Raw genomic sequence first — 14626 nt, 5'->3', positions numbered from 1 at the left:
TACATCACATAAAGCATACCACCCCCTTTCTAACACTTCCTGCCTCACTCCTTTCTATAAACACCCAATCTTACAATACCCGGCTAAGTTCCCTCCGCCATCACCACCCTTCTTCCTACATCCAGCCAAACAAATAATCCGCATAATTTCCTGGCGCTCAAAAGCAAGTAAATATGTCTATGCAACACCTCATTTTACTTATCAACGCGCAATCTTAATTAATCCACTTGGAAAAAAAATGAACACACGCATTTTCGCTCTTGCCCTGTCCTTACCTCTGTTGGCTGGCGTCACCCTCAATGCCCAGGCAACTGATGGCCTGATCGATTTCACCGGCAGCATCTCGGGCACCACTTGCACCATCAACGGCGGCCCTGGCGGCCAGAACTTCACTGTTGCCATGAGCCCGGCGCATACCACCGAATTCACTACTGTCGGCAGTATCGCCCAACCTCGCCCCTTCGAGATCTCCCTGACCAACTGTGTCGCTGGCACCAGCGGCCAAGTGGACATCGAGTTCCTGGGCGGCGCCAATGTGCAGAACGGCCGACTGAACATGGATGCCGGTCCTACCAGCGCAACTGGCGTGCAGTACCAACTGCTCAACCAGGCGGGCATTCCGATCATTATCGGCGGGGTAAGCGGTGGCCAAAACACTGTCCCCGTAGAACTGGTAGATGGCGCTGCGACCCTGCGCTACACCAGCCAGTACTACGCTTCCGCCGCAGCGGTCACCCCGGGTGCCGCCAACTCCCGCGTTCAGTACGTGATCAATCTGCCGTAATGAACCAGCAGGCGCGCCTTGCGCGTCTGCTACCCCCAATCAGGTCGGATATCGCTTTCATGACTCGCTTTTCTTCCTTCCTGCTGGCTGCCCTCGCGCTACTGGCGGCCAGCGCACCCGCGCATGCCAGCGTTGTAATTACCGGCACCCGTATCATCTTTGCGGCACAAGAGCGCGAGGCTACCGTCAACCTCCTCAACAATGGCAAAGACCCCAGCCTGGTTCAGGTCTGGGTAGACGATGGCGATTCCCGAGCAGCACCCGAGACTCTACAGGTCCCCTTTACCGTAACGCCGGCGCTGGCCCGCATCGAACCTGCTCAAGGGCAGAGTATTCGCCTGTTGCACACCGGCAGCCCGATGGCCAGTGATCGAGAGTCAATCTTCTGGTTCAACATGTTAGAAGTCCCCCCAAAAGCCAAAGACAGCAACGTCCTGCAACTGGCCTTTCGTACCCGCATCAAGCTGCTGTACCGCCCACAAGGCCTGCCAGGCAAGCCCGAGGACGCACCCGCCCTGGTAACCTGGCACCGAGCGCCTGGCCAGGACGGCAAGCCGCACACGCTGGTTGGCCGCAACCCAACGGCCTACTTTGTCAATCTCGGGGGAATAAAAGTCGAATTCAACGGCCAGTCGACGTCCTTGGGCACCGGCTATATTGCACCTTATTCGCTCGCACACTTCAGCCCTTCGGCACCTATTAATCCAAGCGCAACCATCAACTTTACCAGCATTAATGATTATGGCGCAGGCCATAACAATAGCGCGCCCCTAAGTGCAGTGACGGCTACTACACCCAGCCCATAGCCTTACTCCTTATCTGACACTCCGGGCGGTCTCGAAGTCTTCGTGCGTGCCCAGGTTTACTATTGGCACTTCTGAAAATGACGATAATGTTATTGCACTTTCGCTCGCATCGAAAAAGCTCAGCTTCGTTAGTAAGCCGATTACCCGTTGGCCTGGCCAGTCTGTTGCTTTGGCAAGTACCGGCCATGGCCGACACACCTTCGTCCGCACTTGTCGAGTTTGAACCGGCGTTTTTGGGCAACGGTAGTACCTCCCCCGTGGACCTCTCGCGCTATCAGCGGCGCAACATCACAAGCCCCGGAACCTACAGCGTGGATGTGCTGGTCAACGATAACTGGCACGGGCGCATGAACCTCAGCTTCAAGGCCTGGCCCGGTAAAGAAGAAGCCCTGGCCTGTTTCGACAACGCTTTGCTGGAGCGTCTGGGCCTGGATACCAGCAAGTTCAGCCCGCAGGCGCAACAGCAGCTGCTTGCCGTCGATACCTGCATCCCCCTGGACGGCGCACTTGACGATGCCAGCAGCCGCCTGGATTTTGCCAGCCAACGCCTGTACCTGTCGGTACCGCAAATCGCGGTCAAGCGCAGTGCGCGTGAAACAGTCGACCCGGCGCAATGGGATGAGGGCATAACGGCGGGTTTTCTCAATTACAATCTCAACAACTACAGCACCCGGCACCGCAATCAGGATAATTCGCGCCAGACCTACCTGGGCTTGGGGGCCGGGCTCAACATCGGGCCATGGCGCCTGCGTCATGACGGTTCACTGAACTGGAGCGACCAGGGCCAGCACCGCTATCAGAGCATTGCCAGCTATGCCCAACGCGATATCACGCCCTGGCGCTCGCAACTGACCCTGGGCGAAAGCTACACCTCGGGCGAGCTGTTCGACTCATTGAGTTTCACCGGCATACGCCTGGCCAGCGACAATCGTATGCTCCCCGCCTCGCAGCGCGGCTATGCCCCCGTAGTCCGCGGGATTGCCAGCAGTAATGCCCGGGTAGTGGTCCGCCAACGCGGCGTGACCCTGCATGAAACCACTGTGGCGCCAGGCGCCTTCGAAATCGATGATTTGTATGCAACCGGCTACGGTGGCGATCTGGAGGTCACGGTAACCGAGGCCGACGGCCGCGAACATAGCTTCTCCGTGCCTTACGCTGCTGTTCCGTTATCCTTGCGTGCCGGCTCCAGCCGCTTCAGTGCAACCCTGGGTACCCTGCGTAACCAGGCACTGGACAGTGACCCGGTATTTGTCGAAGGTACCTGGCAATATGGCCTGAACAACCTGGTCAGCACCTACAGCGGCATGACCCTGGCATCAGGGTATGGCTCGGCCTTGTTCGGTGGCAGCCTGAACACCGAGCTTGGTGCGTTCGGCGCCGACCTCACCCAGGCCCGCACCCATCTGCCCGGGCTCGGCAGCCAGCAAGGCCAGAGCCTGCGCCTGAGCTATGCCAAGACCCTGAGTGAAACCGACACACAAATCGCTCTGGCGACCTATCGCTACTCGACCCGCGGCTTTTATGGCCTGGAAGACGCCCAGTTGAGCCGCCAGTTCCTGCGCGATGCAGGCGATCAGCGCCACCAGCGTCATCGCAATCGCACTACCCTGTCGCTGGCGCAACCGCTGGCCGAGCACTATGGACAGTTGCACTTGAGTGCCTCGGCATCCAGCTATTGGGACCATGCCGGCAGCGACGTCAACTATTCGATCGGCTACAGCAATCACTACAAGACGCTGGGCTATACCCTCAGCAGCACCAGGGAACGTGACCGCTTCGGGCGCGCCGACAACACCTATTTCCTGAGCTTGTCCCTGCCCCTGGGCGGCGAACGCGCGCGTAGCCTCAGCAGCAGTATTTCCAGGGACGGCAGAGGCAACAGCCGGGCCCAGGCCACGCTCACCGGCGCCCTCAGTGCCGATCAGCAGGTCAACTATGGCATCACCGCCAGCCAGGATCGCTCCGATGGCCTGAACAACCATACGCTGAGCAGCAACGTACTGTACCGCGGCTCTGCCGCCGAACTCAGTGCATCGATCAGTCAGGGCCGGCATACCTCACAAGCCTCGCTCGGCCTGCGCGGCGCCATTGTCGCCCACGCCGATGGCATGACCTTGTCGCAACCCTTGAGTGAGACCTTCGGGTTGATTCAGGCCAAAGATGCCGATGGCGCTCGGGTGATTTCGGCGTCCGCGCTGAAAGTCGACAGCAGCGGCTACGCGGTCGTCCCGAACCTTACGCCTTACCAACGCAATACGGTTGCCATTGACCCCAAGGGCTTGTCGACCGATGTCGAGCTGCAATCGAGCAGCCAGCAGACCGTGCCGCGCGCCGGCGCATTGCGTTGCTGGTGTTCCAGACCCGCTCCGGACGTTCGGCCGTCATCCATGCCCGCCAGGCCGATGGCCAGCCGCTGCCGTTTGGCGCCGCAGTGCTGGATAGCCAAGGTAACGAGCTGGGCGCGGTGGGCCAGGGTAGCCAATTGTTTGCCCGCGGCCTGCAGGATGCAGGTGAGTTGATCGTGCGCTGGGACAGCGGCCTGGCAGGCAACTGCCGAATTACCTATGCCCTGCCCGCCGCCACGAAAAAAGCCGCGAACGCTGCACCACAGAACATTCACTCCGTTTGCCTCGCACCCCCAGCCCACCCTTGACCCGCCGAGACCTGCCCATGTTTTGTTCTCTACCCGCGCGCCTCGCCGGCGCTACAGGATTGTTGCTGCTGGCCCACTGCGCAATCAGTACCGCCAGCTGCCAGCATATCGGCGCAGGCCCGTCCCAGGCTTACATCACCGTAGACTCGAGACTGACGGTGTCTGCCGCAGACCCGGTCGGCACGGTGATTTATGACAGCAACACCCGGTTCGCGACACGCATGGCCTACCGTTGCTCAGCCGCCCATGAGCAGCGCGCCGGCTTTACCCAGGACTTCACTCACATCGGTGAGGGCATTCATCAAACCAACCTGGAGGGTATCGGTATCAAGATCACCGGTTCCGAAGCCGGCGCCAGTCGTTTTTACCGCTGGCCGGTTCCTACTACCAGACATCCTGCCGGCACTACCGACGTCACCCCTTGGTACAGACTGCAGTTGATCAAGACCGGACCGGTAACCAGTGGGGTGCTGTTTTTCCCTCAGACAATCATTAGCCACACCTTTGAGCCGCATCATATCCCGGCCAATACCGCCAGGCTGACGATGGTGCAAACCCGAGTAGAGGTTGTTTCGGCCGATCCCACCTGCGACGTCGACCCCGGTTCGAAAACCATCCCCGTTAACCTGCGGGATCATCCAGCAGGGTTCTTCGACGCTGTTGGCAAGGCTACCGCACCCCAGCCACTTGAAATCCGCCTCAACTGTGCCGGCGGCAGTAGCGGCAGCCGCCTCAACGTCAGCTATACCGTCAGCGACGCCAGCAACCCGGGCAACCAGACCTCCATCATCAGCCTGGCCAGTCACGCTACTGCACGTGGCATCGGCATTCGCTTGTTGCGTAGCGACAACACCCCGATCGTGCTGGGCACCCGGCAACCGGGCGGTACGGTCGGAGCAGGCCCGGTAACGCATCGCATCCCCCTGCTCGCGCAGTATGTGCAGACCGCATCCCGGGTAACCCCAGGCTCCGCGCCAGGCCGGGCGACATTTCTGATGAGTTATGACTGAGCAGAAAAAAGCCAGGCAATAGCCTGGCTTTTATTTACGCTGCGACCGCCTCAGAACGGCATCTTGAAGCCCGGCGGCAACTGCATGCCGGCGGTCATGCCGCCCATTTTTTCCTGGCTGTTGGCTTCGACCTTGCGCACCGCGTCGTTGACGGCGGCGGCGATCAGGTCTTCGAGCACTTCCTTGTCTTCCTGCATCAGGCTGTCGTCCAGGCTGATGCGCTTGACGTCGTGACGACCGGTCATCACCACGCTGACCAGACCGGCACCGGATTGGCCAGTCACTTCGGCGTTGGCCAGTTCTTCCTGCATCTTGGCCATTTTTTCCTGCATCTGCTGGGCCTGCTTCATCAGGCCGGCCATGCCACCTTTCATCATGGGGTTCACCTCAACTATTAGCTTACGGGGTGCGGCGAGGGTCGGGCCCGGGCCGCTGCTGTTTTTCCGTTACTCGCCCTGGGCAACCGGGGCGTCGACAGGTTCAATCGTATCGTGGCGGACCATGGCGCCGAACTGCTGGATCATCTGCTGGATCAGCGGATCATCCTCGATCGAGGCCTCGGCCAGGCCCTGGCGCTCGGCGCGTTTGCGGGCTGCGGCCTGGGCGGGGGTTTCCTGCTCCGGGCGAATCAGCTCGATGGTCAATTTGAGCGTACGGCCCAGGTGCTGGTTCAACGCATCGTTCAGGCGCCGCTGTTGCGTGCTGTTAAACAGGGCGCTGTGGGCCGGGTCCAGGTGCAGCAGCCAGTCGTCGCCTTCGGCGCTGATCAGCGTACAGTTGGCGGCGATATTGCCGGTCATCCCGGAAATCGGCAACTGCGGGAACAATTCCAGCCATTTCAGCGCCAGCCCCGTGGCCGGTTGCGCGGCCGGCAAGGGCTCGGCCGGTGGCGCGTCGACTTCGTGGGCATGCTCGATGGCCAGCTCGTCCAGATAACTGTAGCTGGCCGGGTCCATTTCCGGCTCGTAATAATCTTCGTCCAGCGGCGGTTCATCGTCGCGGTCCATGCCGGCCGGGCTGTAGCCGATACCGTCGTCGGACATCGGCATATCCACTGCGGTTGCCTGCTGAACCGGCGCCGGCGGCACTTCAACGACAAGCGGTTCAGGCTCGACCTCGACCTCGACGGCGACAGGATCGTTCCAGGGCAGATCGACCACCGGCTCAGGCGCTGGGACCTCGACAGGGGTGGGCTCTGGCTCTGCAACGGGTTCAGGTTCCGGTTCAGCAACCACAGGCACGGGCACCGCAACTGGCGCAGCCTGAGGGGCTACTGCCACCGCGTTTGCAGAATCAGCTGTGGCCTGGCTGATCCCCACCGGCTTTAGCACCGGTTTCGGTGCATCGTCGCTGTCTGCGGGGCGGAACGCCAGCATGCGCAGCAGGACCATTTCAAAGCCGCCACGCGGATCTGGTGCCAATGGCAGGTCGCGACGGCCGATCAGGCCCATCTGGTAATAAAACTGCACATCTTCGGCCGGCAATGCCTGGGCCAAAGCCAGCACCCGGTCACGATCGCCCTGGCCGTTGTCAACTGCCTCAGGCAGCGCCTGGGCAATGGCCACGCGGTGCAGCACATTGAGCATTTCGGCGAGCACGCCGTTCCAGTCCGGCCCCTGCTCGGCCAAATGGCGAACGGCTTCGAGCAAGGCCCGGGCATCACCTTCGAGCAACGCCTGCAGCACGCCATACACCTGGCCATGATCCAGAGTGCCGAGCATCGCCCGCACATCTGCGGCCAACACCTTGCCTTCACCGAAGGCGATGGCCTGGTCGGTCAGGCTCATGGCGTCGCGCATCGAGCCGTCCGCGGCGCGGCCGAGCAGCCACAGGGCGTCGTCTTCGAAGGGGACGTTTTCGGCCCCGAGCACATGGCTCAGGTGCTCGACGACCCGTTCGGGGGTCATGTTCTTCAGCGAGAACTGCAGGCAGCGCGAGAGGATGGTCGCCGGCAGCTTCTGCGGGTCGGTGGTGGCGAGGATGAACTTGACGTAGGGCGGCGGCTCTTCCAGCGTCTTCAGCAAGGCGTTGAACGAGTGGCTGGAGAGCATGTGCACTTCGTCGATCAGGTAGACCTTGAAGCGCCCGCGGCTCGGTGCGTACTGCACGTTGTCGAGCAGCTCGCGGGTGTCTTCGACCTTGGTGCGGCTGGCGGCGTCGATTTCGATCAGGTCGACAAAGCGCCCCTCGTCGATCTCCCGGCACACCGAGCAGGTACCGCAAGGCGTAGAGGTGATGCCGGTTTCGCAGTTAAGGCACTTGGCGATGATCCGCGCAATGGTGGTCTTGCCCACACCGCGGGTACCGGTGAACAGGTAGGCATGGTGCAGGCGCTGGTTGTCCAGCGCGTTGATCAAGGCCTTGAGCACATGGGTCTGGCCGACCATTTCGCGGAACGAGCGCGGACGCCATTTACGTGCAAGAACCTGATAACTCATCGAAAACCGTCGCGACTGCAAGCTGAAGACCGCTAATCGTAGCGGAGCGGGGGCAAAATTGCACCCTGCCGATCTCGGCTAAGCTGTCAGGCGGGCCGGCATCAGGGAGGATGCAGCATGTGGCGAATCGTGGGTGCACTGCTGCTGATCAGTTCTGCCAGCTTCGCGCAGCAACCGGTGCTGCGCTTTTCGGTGGCCGAGAGCTGGGCCATGCCGCTGATTCGGGTGGAGCAGGAGCAGCCGGTCGAAGGTATTTTGCATGACCTGATGCTCGCTGTTGCCCGCGAGGTCGGGCATCACCCCGAATTTCACGTCCTCCCGCGCCTGCGCCTGCAGCAAGCCATGGACAACGGCGATGTCGATGTGCGCTGTTATGTTGCCCAGTCCTGGCTGAACACTACCTCGGATGCCTATTTGTGGAGCCTGCCGCTTTTTCAGCAACGCGACTGGCTGGTCGGTCAACCCGACCAGACACCGCCGCTGACGCCCACGCAATTGGCGCCCCAGGCCATTGGCACCGTGCTCGGCTACACCTACTCGACCATCGAACCGCTGTTTGCCAGCGGCCATTTGCATCGCGAGGACAGCCGCAATCAACTGCTGGTGCTGAACAAGTTGCACGCCCGCCGTTACCACTATGCCATCAGCAACCAGCTGTCGCTTGACTGGTTCAACCGGCAACTCCCTTCTGAGCAGCAACTGCGCCCGCTGACTGTGGTCGAGGAGCAGACCCTGGCCTGCCTGGTGCGTAACGATCCGGCCTTGCCGGTACAAGGCATCCTGCAGGCCTTGCTGCGATTGAAAGCGTCCGGGGAGATTGAACGAATGATCGAGCGCTATACACACATCCGTGGACAACCGCCCCAATCAAGCTCCCCGCCGCCCTCATGACCGGTCAGCCACCGGGGGCAGCCGGTATGCCCAGCGCTTCGCGGGTCAACCGCAGCAACAGCGCGGCCTCATCCATCGCCTGTTGCAACTGCCGGCCGCGTTCAAGCTGCAAACGTTCGGCCTCGGGCAGGCTGGCCTCGCGTAACCGTTGCGCAGCGCTGAGCTGATTGAAGCGGGTATCCAGTTCAAGCCACGCCGAGGCATGCCGCTGATGCAGGTACTCGACCCAGTTCGGTTGCCTGGTCATGAAGCGCGGCAAGCGCGCCTGTACCTGCGCCCCTTGCACATGGGCCAGCGCCGCGTCGAGCTGCGCGGTTGAAAGGGCAAGATCGGTGAGGATCAGATCCCGGGCATCGCCCGGCAACGCAAGCCGCCCGTACAGCTCTTGTTGGTAAAGCAACTGCAACTCGTCTCTGCGCGCAAACAGTTCGGGCTCCAGCAGCACCTGATCGATCACAAAGCGCCGCAACTCCTCACGATTGAAGGAGGCCCGGGCGAAATCCAGCAGTTGTCGCGGCCCGTGCTCCTGCAAGGCATACAGCAAGGCGCGATGCCCTTGAACCCTGCTTTCCAGATTCTCAAACGCCAGCAACGGATGACCTATGCTCTGTTGCGGATCACCGGCAAAGCGCAACAGGTCTTCGGCCATCGGCCCTTCGACGGCGTAATGCAAGATCCCCGCGACCCGTGTGCGCATCGACTCTGACTGCTCCTGCGCTTCGACGGTCTGGGCCAAGCGCTCCAGGACTGTCATCAAATTGCCGGCCTGGGGCTCGTTGCGCAGTCGCTGCCAATACTCGACAAGCTGGCGGTTGGCAGACGCCGGAGCAGTCCAGAATTGTTGTGCGGCATCACCGCCCGGCAACCGCACAGGCGTCGGCGGCGCCTGTAGCCGACGTAGCCGTCGATACTGCTCGTCGGTCAATGCATTACCTTCCAGCTCGATCATGCGCAAAAAACTGCGTGGTTCTTCAAGGAAGTGTTCGGGCAACTGGCTGATCTGGTTGTCGCTCAGGTCGACCCACTCCAGCCTTGAGCGATCGTGCAGGCTTTCCGGCACGCGGGTGATCTCGGTATTGTTCAAGGTCAGGATACGTAGCTGGGGCAGCCTGCTCACATCGGGCGGGATGCCCAGAGGGTTGCCCTCCAGGTGGAGGCTGTCCAGATTCAAAAGATCACCTATTCTCGCGGCATCGCGGGCATCAAGCACAATCCGGTTGTTGCTCAGGCGCAGGTTTTGCAAGCTCAGGCGATTTTCGATTGCTGGCGGAATCAGGGCCAGCTCATTACCGGAAAGATCCAGATAACGAAGACGGCCAAAGTGGGCGAGAAAATCCGCCGACACGGCCGCCAGGTTCATGCCTGCCATATCCAGCTCCAGCACATGATGCAGGTCCACCGCCTGCAACTCGGGCAATTCGCCAACCATCAGGCCTCCCAGATCCAGGCGATAACCCAGGGTTCGCCCTAATGGCGTGCGTATGCTCAACGACTGGTGACGCCAGGCCTGGACCAGGCGCTCGCTGAATTGCTGGCGACCGAGCGCCTGCTCACTGTCCACTGAAGCACCTTGCCAGCGCCGCAGCCCGGATTGCAGCCCTTGCAACTCTTCGCGACGGCGCTGCAACAGCGCGCGGGCCTCGGCGGGTCGAGCACGATAGGGCTCAAGGTAAGCGGCGATCTCTTCAGCTGAATAGTCAGGGTAAAGCTCAAGGATTTCTTCTTCAATGGAACGGGGTGACACCGGGAGCCGTGCCCCGCCCCCACTCAGGGCATAGCCCAGGCGACCATCGGCAAAACGCTGAAGCGGCGTCCACCACCGCTCATGTACGCCCCCCAATACGCGTCCAACCATGGCCCGCTGTGCACCGGCCTGTACGCCAAGCTGACGGCGCAAGGCCGGCAGATCTTCTGCAACGTCCAGCCCGGCCAGTTCCCACGCCAGCTCAAGCAGGTCGCGAGGCGCAGCTTCAGGCCGTTGACCGTCGATGTACAGGTCGCCTCGGCGGATCAGGGTCGGGCCCTGCACCGCAGGACCGACCCCTTCGATACCGAGTTCCAGCGCCGCAGGCCAGCGCGGGTCCTGCATCAGCATATGCAGCAGCAGCCGGTCACAATCAGTGTTGGCCATTTGCGGCCAGAAAAACCCCTCCAGCGCATGCGCCAGCCGTGTCTCACCCAAAGCTTGCCGCGCCTGCCTGGCCAGCCGCAGGGGCACACGACGGCTGTCAGCCATGCGCAAGCGCTCAGCGCTGGTGGCACTGGCTTCGATTTCCTCGACCATGGCCGGCTCCAGGCCAGGGAAATCACGCGCCACCAGGGACGATACAGGTGGCCGCTCGGCGGCCAGGCAGTGCTCGAAAAATCGCCGCCAGTTTGCCTTGAGCCACTCCTGCACTTGCCCTTGCGGCGCCGGCTCATCCGCCGAAGAAGACATCAGTTGCAACGCGCGCATCAGCAAACTTTCATCGGCTACGGCTGCCGGGTTTTGCAACTGCTGGCTAAAACGCTGCAAGCGCCGCTGCAGCCGCGCCCGCTCGCAGGCATCCACAAGAGCCCCGCTGGGTGGACGCCGATGCAGATGCAATTGACGCAACTGTGCTTCATCGGCACCACTGACGGCGAGTACCGAAGTTACCTCCTCATCGCCGAGATCTTCAACACTGGGGCCCAGTCGACGAAACAGGTACTGACTGCCTTGCCAGCGGTGTGGACTGTCAAAGCGGCTGCGCCAGGCGCCCTTGCCATTGTGTTCCAGCACCGGCGCCCAAGCGCCACTGCGCACGGGATGGCGAATGCGCCAGCTCCCCGTCTCGGCGTCTTGCTCGACGCGATAGAAACTGTCCTCGATGCGCACAACCTGTTGTTCACCGATCTGGTAAATACCTTGCTCGGACGCCGTCCCGGCAATCGTCGAGTCCAGGTCAAGGGCATAGGGCTTCAGGTCAGGCAAGCAAAGACGTAGCGCGCCATTATCCTTTCTCACCAGGGCCAGCGCCTTGAACAGTGCCGAGTTGCGTACCAGCGTTGCCGCCGTGCCGACAACGACTGCCCCGGCCGCCAGCCCGGCCACTTCGCCAACAACATGGGTAAGGCAATTGAACGCCTCATGACGATCACCTTCAGCCCAATCATCCAGCCCGGTGAACACCTCTTTCATCAATTGGCTGGCCACCACCCCGAACAGCACCTCACCTACACCTGGCACCACAAAGGCCGCCAGACCCAGCACATCCAGGCCAATTTCCAACGCATTGTCCAGCGCGGCCTGGCGTTCGCTGGCATCCAGCGTTGCGGTGGGCACCGCGATGAAACGGGCATCATCCTGAAGCTGCTCCAAGCACTGATTGAACAAGTCCTCGAACAGCGGCTCCGGCCGCAGGATGGCATCCAGCGCCAAGGACGGACTGGACAGCACCACTCGCTGGCCATTGCGCTGTTCAAACAGCCGGTTTTGCAGCTGCGTATGAAGCGCCGGCCATTGACGACGCAATGCCAAACGCATAAAGAACTGCCGGTAGCTGTCCCGGGACAGCTTGCCGGCCAGGTCCTGCTCGAACTCATCCCAACCGGCGTACTCCTTGAGGGGTGAAAACGGGTCCTGGGGGATGTGCACCAGCAAGCGGACCCAGGACCGCTGAATCGCGGCCAGATGCCCCAGCGGCTGAAAACTGAACTCGAAAACACTGACCCCACGCAGTTCGATCCCCGCCAGCTTCAGCCGTTTGAGCCGTAGCGGCACGCCCTGCTCCCGGATCCCGGTCTTGAGTTCACTGATTTCAAGCACTTGCTTGTACATTGGCGCGCTGATTGCCCCGCGCATCAGCGCCACATGAGCATCGACCTGCAAGGCGTAACGGTCACACTCCCGGAACAGCTCACGGGTCGACTGGGGAATGCCGACAACGCCATCGGGATCGAACACCGAGTCAATGTGTTTTTGATACTGCCCACCCAGATCCAGTTCGCGGCAGAACCTGACGAAATCCAAAACACTGACGCCCTGCACTCGCCTACCGGCATGGCGAAAGGATGACATCCTGACCAGGGCGCTATCACTCTGCTGCTCAGCGGCAGTGAAATTGTGCAAGGCCGCTTGCAGCAATCCCTGCTCGCTATAGTTACGCTTCCATAGCCAATCCAGGCCAGGGGGTTGCCAGGCGCCAAGGAGCCGATTGACGCGAATCAAACGATCACCCGTGGGTTTTAGTCTCGAACCGAAGCGTCGACGCAACGCCTCGTCGAATCGCGCCTGGGCAAACACCTGAACCGACTGCAGCGGCGCCAGCAAGCGGGCCCGCGCCGCCCGACTGGCCTCGCAGGCACGCATGCTGACACTCAGCTTTGCCAACAGTGCTGGCGCAGCAGAACGCAACCAGGCAGGTAGCTGTTGGCGAAGGAATTCGAGATTGAGACTGGCGGCGGAAAAATCCGCAGGTGATGTGGCCGCTGAAGGTACTTGCTCGGGGGCTGACATGAATACTCTCCCTGTAGGTCCAAAACCACAGACACTACAGGGCTGTCGAGCAGCCACGGCACTACAGGGTTATCGCACGCGCGCGAAAAACGGCAACGTAGGTTGTTGCGCCAGCGTTTTGGAAAAATCTTAGAGAGGAGGTGATGCAGAGCGCCAACAGGCAATATGGGTGGCGACCCCACCAGCCACACCCCGGCACACAATGTTCCCGCTGTGGCTGCTTCCTTCCGGATCTGACCAGGTTCACGGGTAATCGTTGCGGGGGGACCGATGGGGTCACCATAACGCATGCTCATCTGGCGACGAGCCGCGCCATTGTACCGGCATCAACTCAAGATACAACCACTAAATTTAAAAAAACCATCACCACTCAATGACTTGGCATTGCTTCACGGGAGCGCAGCACCCGCTTGGTCGGCTATCGGGGGCGCTGGCTGGGTGACCCGCAGGTGGATAAAGTGCAGCTTGGCAACCACCGCTTTGCCCAGCACGAACGGATAGAGATCCACCTGGCCCATGCTGCGCGACAGCTCATTGAGCATTGCTGACAGCTCGACCCAGGCATTGATGAAGGCGAGAAACTCCTTTGCCCCGGGGTCGTCCGGGCGATAGAGGTCCTCACGCGTGAACGGCGGGAAGTCCAGCTCCAGGCTGCTGGCATTCATGCCCAGTGCCAGCGCGGTGTCGAGCGCATCGGTCATGTGCAGGTAGTGTGCCCAGGTTTCAGCCCAGTCTTCCCAGGGGTGCATGGTCGCATAGGCACTGACGTGAGCAGCCGCCCAATCACTTGGCGCCCCTTGCTGATAGTGACGTTCCAGCGCCTCGCTGTAGCTTTCGCGCTCGTCACCGAACAGGTCACGAAAGCCGTCGAGCCAATGGCTGTCGGCAATCAGACGATCCCAATAGTAGTGACCGACTTCATGACGCAGGTGGCCCAGCAGGGTGCGATAGGGTTCGTGCAGTTGCACGCGCACCCGCTCGCGCCAGTCATCATCGGCCTCGCGCACGTCGAGAGTAATCAGGCCATTGGCATGGCCGGTGATGGGCGCGTTGCCCTCAAGATCGACGCCGATGAAATCAAAGGCCAGGCCCGGGCCGTCCTGCGCGCTTTTCGGCTCCACCGGCAAGCCCAGGTGCAACAGCTGCGCGGTCAGCCGGCGCTTGGCGGTTTCCAGCTTGCGCCAGCGCGGGTGATTTTCAGCAATGCCAAGGTCGGGGATGGTGCGGTTCAGGCGACAGGCCAGGCACAGGTTGTCGGGCTCATGCTCGGCCAGCAGCCAGTTGCAGGCCGCCGGGGTGTCAAGGTTGGCACAGCGACGCAGCGGCCCGGCTTCAGGCTCGCCATCGAGCAGCCAGAGCCCCTCTGCAGGGCCGGGCGACAGGCTGGCGACACGGTTACTGAGCGGCCAGTAGCCCAGTGCCGACTGGCAGGCCAGGCACTGGCTGTTGCGAAAGAACACCGACTGCCCACACCGGCATTGCCAGACCCGATCCGGACGCTGCTGCTGGCTGACGAAGGGCGCCGCGATCCTGGCGCCCAGCTGTTCGAAAAAACGGTACATGGCGA

At 61.5% G+C, this 14626-nt stretch carries 10 protein-coding genes and 1 other RNA gene; 6 read left to right on the top strand and 5 right to left on the bottom strand.

Annotated elements, in window-relative coordinates:
• Positions 1-238: 238 nt before the first annotated feature.
• The 5 genes from ACZ9A3_RS05120 to ACZ9A3_RS05100 all read left to right on the top strand — a co-directional run bounded on the left by ACZ9A3_RS05120 (position 239) and on the right by ACZ9A3_RS05100 (position 5253).
• Entirely contained in the window at positions 239-784 is a 546-nt protein-coding gene (locus ACZ9A3_RS05120; protein ID WP_045200457.1) for a fimbrial protein, read from the top strand.
• Positions 785-843: 59 nt separating this feature from the next.
• Positions 844-1590 carry a fimbria/pilus periplasmic chaperone gene (locus ACZ9A3_RS05115; RefSeq protein ID WP_045200572.1) on the top strand — a complete coding sequence of 249 codons (747 nt, stop codon included), beginning with the start codon at positions 844-846 and terminating at the stop codon, positions 1588-1590.
• A gap of 185 nt (positions 1591-1775) precedes the next feature.
• Positions 1776-4109 (top strand): fimbria/pilus outer membrane usher protein, encoded by a 2334-nt coding sequence (locus ACZ9A3_RS05110; RefSeq protein WP_476252200.1) that lies wholly within the window; start codon positions 1776-1778, stop codon positions 4107-4109.
• The gene (locus tag ACZ9A3_RS05105; RefSeq protein WP_476252199.1) at positions 4022-4243 is read left to right on the top strand and encodes a FimD/PapC C-terminal domain-containing protein; all 222 of its coding nucleotides are present in this window, start codon (positions 4022-4024) and stop codon (positions 4241-4243) included. The genes ACZ9A3_RS05110 and ACZ9A3_RS05105 overlap by 88 nt, the downstream gene beginning before the upstream one ends.
• Before the next feature lie 158 nt (positions 4244-4401).
• A complete protein-coding gene (locus ACZ9A3_RS05100) occupies positions 4402-5253 on the top strand; it encodes a fimbrial protein (protein ID WP_476252198.1) in 852 nt (283 codons plus the stop codon).
• A 50-nt stretch (positions 5254-5303) separates the two neighbouring features.
• On the opposite strand, the gene ACZ9A3_RS05095 is transcribed toward ACZ9A3_RS05100, so the two are convergent.
• Together ACZ9A3_RS05095 and dnaX are read right to left on the bottom strand one after the other, a co-directional pair.
• Positions 5304-5630, bottom strand: coding sequence for a YbaB/EbfC family nucleoid-associated protein (locus ACZ9A3_RS05095; protein WP_010226011.1), 327 nt, complete (start codon positions 5628-5630; stop codon positions 5304-5306).
• Between the two features lie 69 nt (positions 5631-5699).
• Complete coding sequence (dnaX, locus tag ACZ9A3_RS05090) at positions 5700-7691, bottom strand: DNA polymerase III subunit gamma/tau (RefSeq protein ID WP_476252197.1); 1992 nt, start codon at positions 7689-7691, stop codon at positions 5700-5702.
• 117 nt (positions 7692-7808) lie between these two features.
• On the opposite strand from dnaX, the gene ACZ9A3_RS05085 reads away from it, so the two are divergent.
• Entirely contained in the window at positions 7809-8582 is a 774-nt protein-coding gene (locus ACZ9A3_RS05085; protein WP_258597106.1) for a substrate-binding periplasmic protein, read from the top strand.
• 4 nt (positions 8583-8586) lie between these two features.
• Here the strand turns inward: ACZ9A3_RS05085 and ACZ9A3_RS05080 are convergent, their stop codons facing one another.
• The 3 genes from ACZ9A3_RS05080 to ACZ9A3_RS05070 all read right to left on the bottom strand — a co-directional run bounded on the left by ACZ9A3_RS05080 (position 8587) and on the right by ACZ9A3_RS05070 (position 14621).
• On the bottom strand, positions 8587-12873 hold the full coding sequence (locus ACZ9A3_RS05080; RefSeq protein WP_258597104.1) for a dermonecrotic toxin domain-containing protein: 4287 nt from the start codon (positions 12871-12873) through the stop codon (positions 8587-8589).
• A gap of 362 nt (positions 12874-13235) precedes the next feature.
• Positions 13236-13332: signal recognition particle sRNA small type (gene ffs / locus ACZ9A3_RS05075), an RNA gene on the bottom strand.
• Positions 13333-13448: 116 nt separating this feature from the next.
• Positions 13449-14621 (bottom strand): zinc-binding metallopeptidase family protein, encoded by a 1173-nt coding sequence (locus ACZ9A3_RS05070; protein ID WP_258597102.1) that lies wholly within the window; start codon positions 14619-14621, stop codon positions 13449-13451.
• Positions 14622-14626 lie beyond the last annotated feature (5 nt).

The sequence above is a fragment of the Pseudomonas sp. TE4620 genome, from assembly GCF_056279045.1.
This window is presented reverse-complemented; position numbering and strand designations above follow the sequence as displayed.

Bases quoted from the DNA above. Each gene is read 5' to 3' on its own strand.
- ACZ9A3_RS05120 (WP_045200457.1), top strand. From the start codon at position 239: ATGAACACACGCATTTTCGCTCTTGCCCTGTCCTTACCTCTGTTGGCT.
- ACZ9A3_RS05115 (WP_045200572.1), top strand. From the start codon at position 844: ATGACTCGCTTTTCTTCCTTCCTGCTGGCTGCCCTCGCGCTACTGGCG.
- ACZ9A3_RS05110 (WP_476252200.1), top strand. From the start codon at position 1,776: ATGGCCGACACACCTTCGTCCGCACTTGTCGAGTTTGAACCGGCGTTT.
- ACZ9A3_RS05095 (WP_010226011.1), bottom strand. From the start codon at position 5,630: ATGATGAAAGGTGGCATGGCCGGCCTGATGAAGCAGGCCCAGCAGATG.
- dnaX (WP_476252197.1), bottom strand. From the start codon at position 7,691: ATGAGTTATCAGGTTCTTGCACGTAAATGGCGTCCGCGCTCGTTCCGC.
- ACZ9A3_RS05085 (WP_258597106.1), top strand. From the start codon at position 7,809: ATGTGGCGAATCGTGGGTGCACTGCTGCTGATCAGTTCTGCCAGCTTC.
- ACZ9A3_RS05070 (WP_258597102.1), bottom strand. From the start codon at position 14,621: ATGTACCGTTTTTTCGAACAGCTGGGCGCCAGGATCGCGGCGCCCTTC.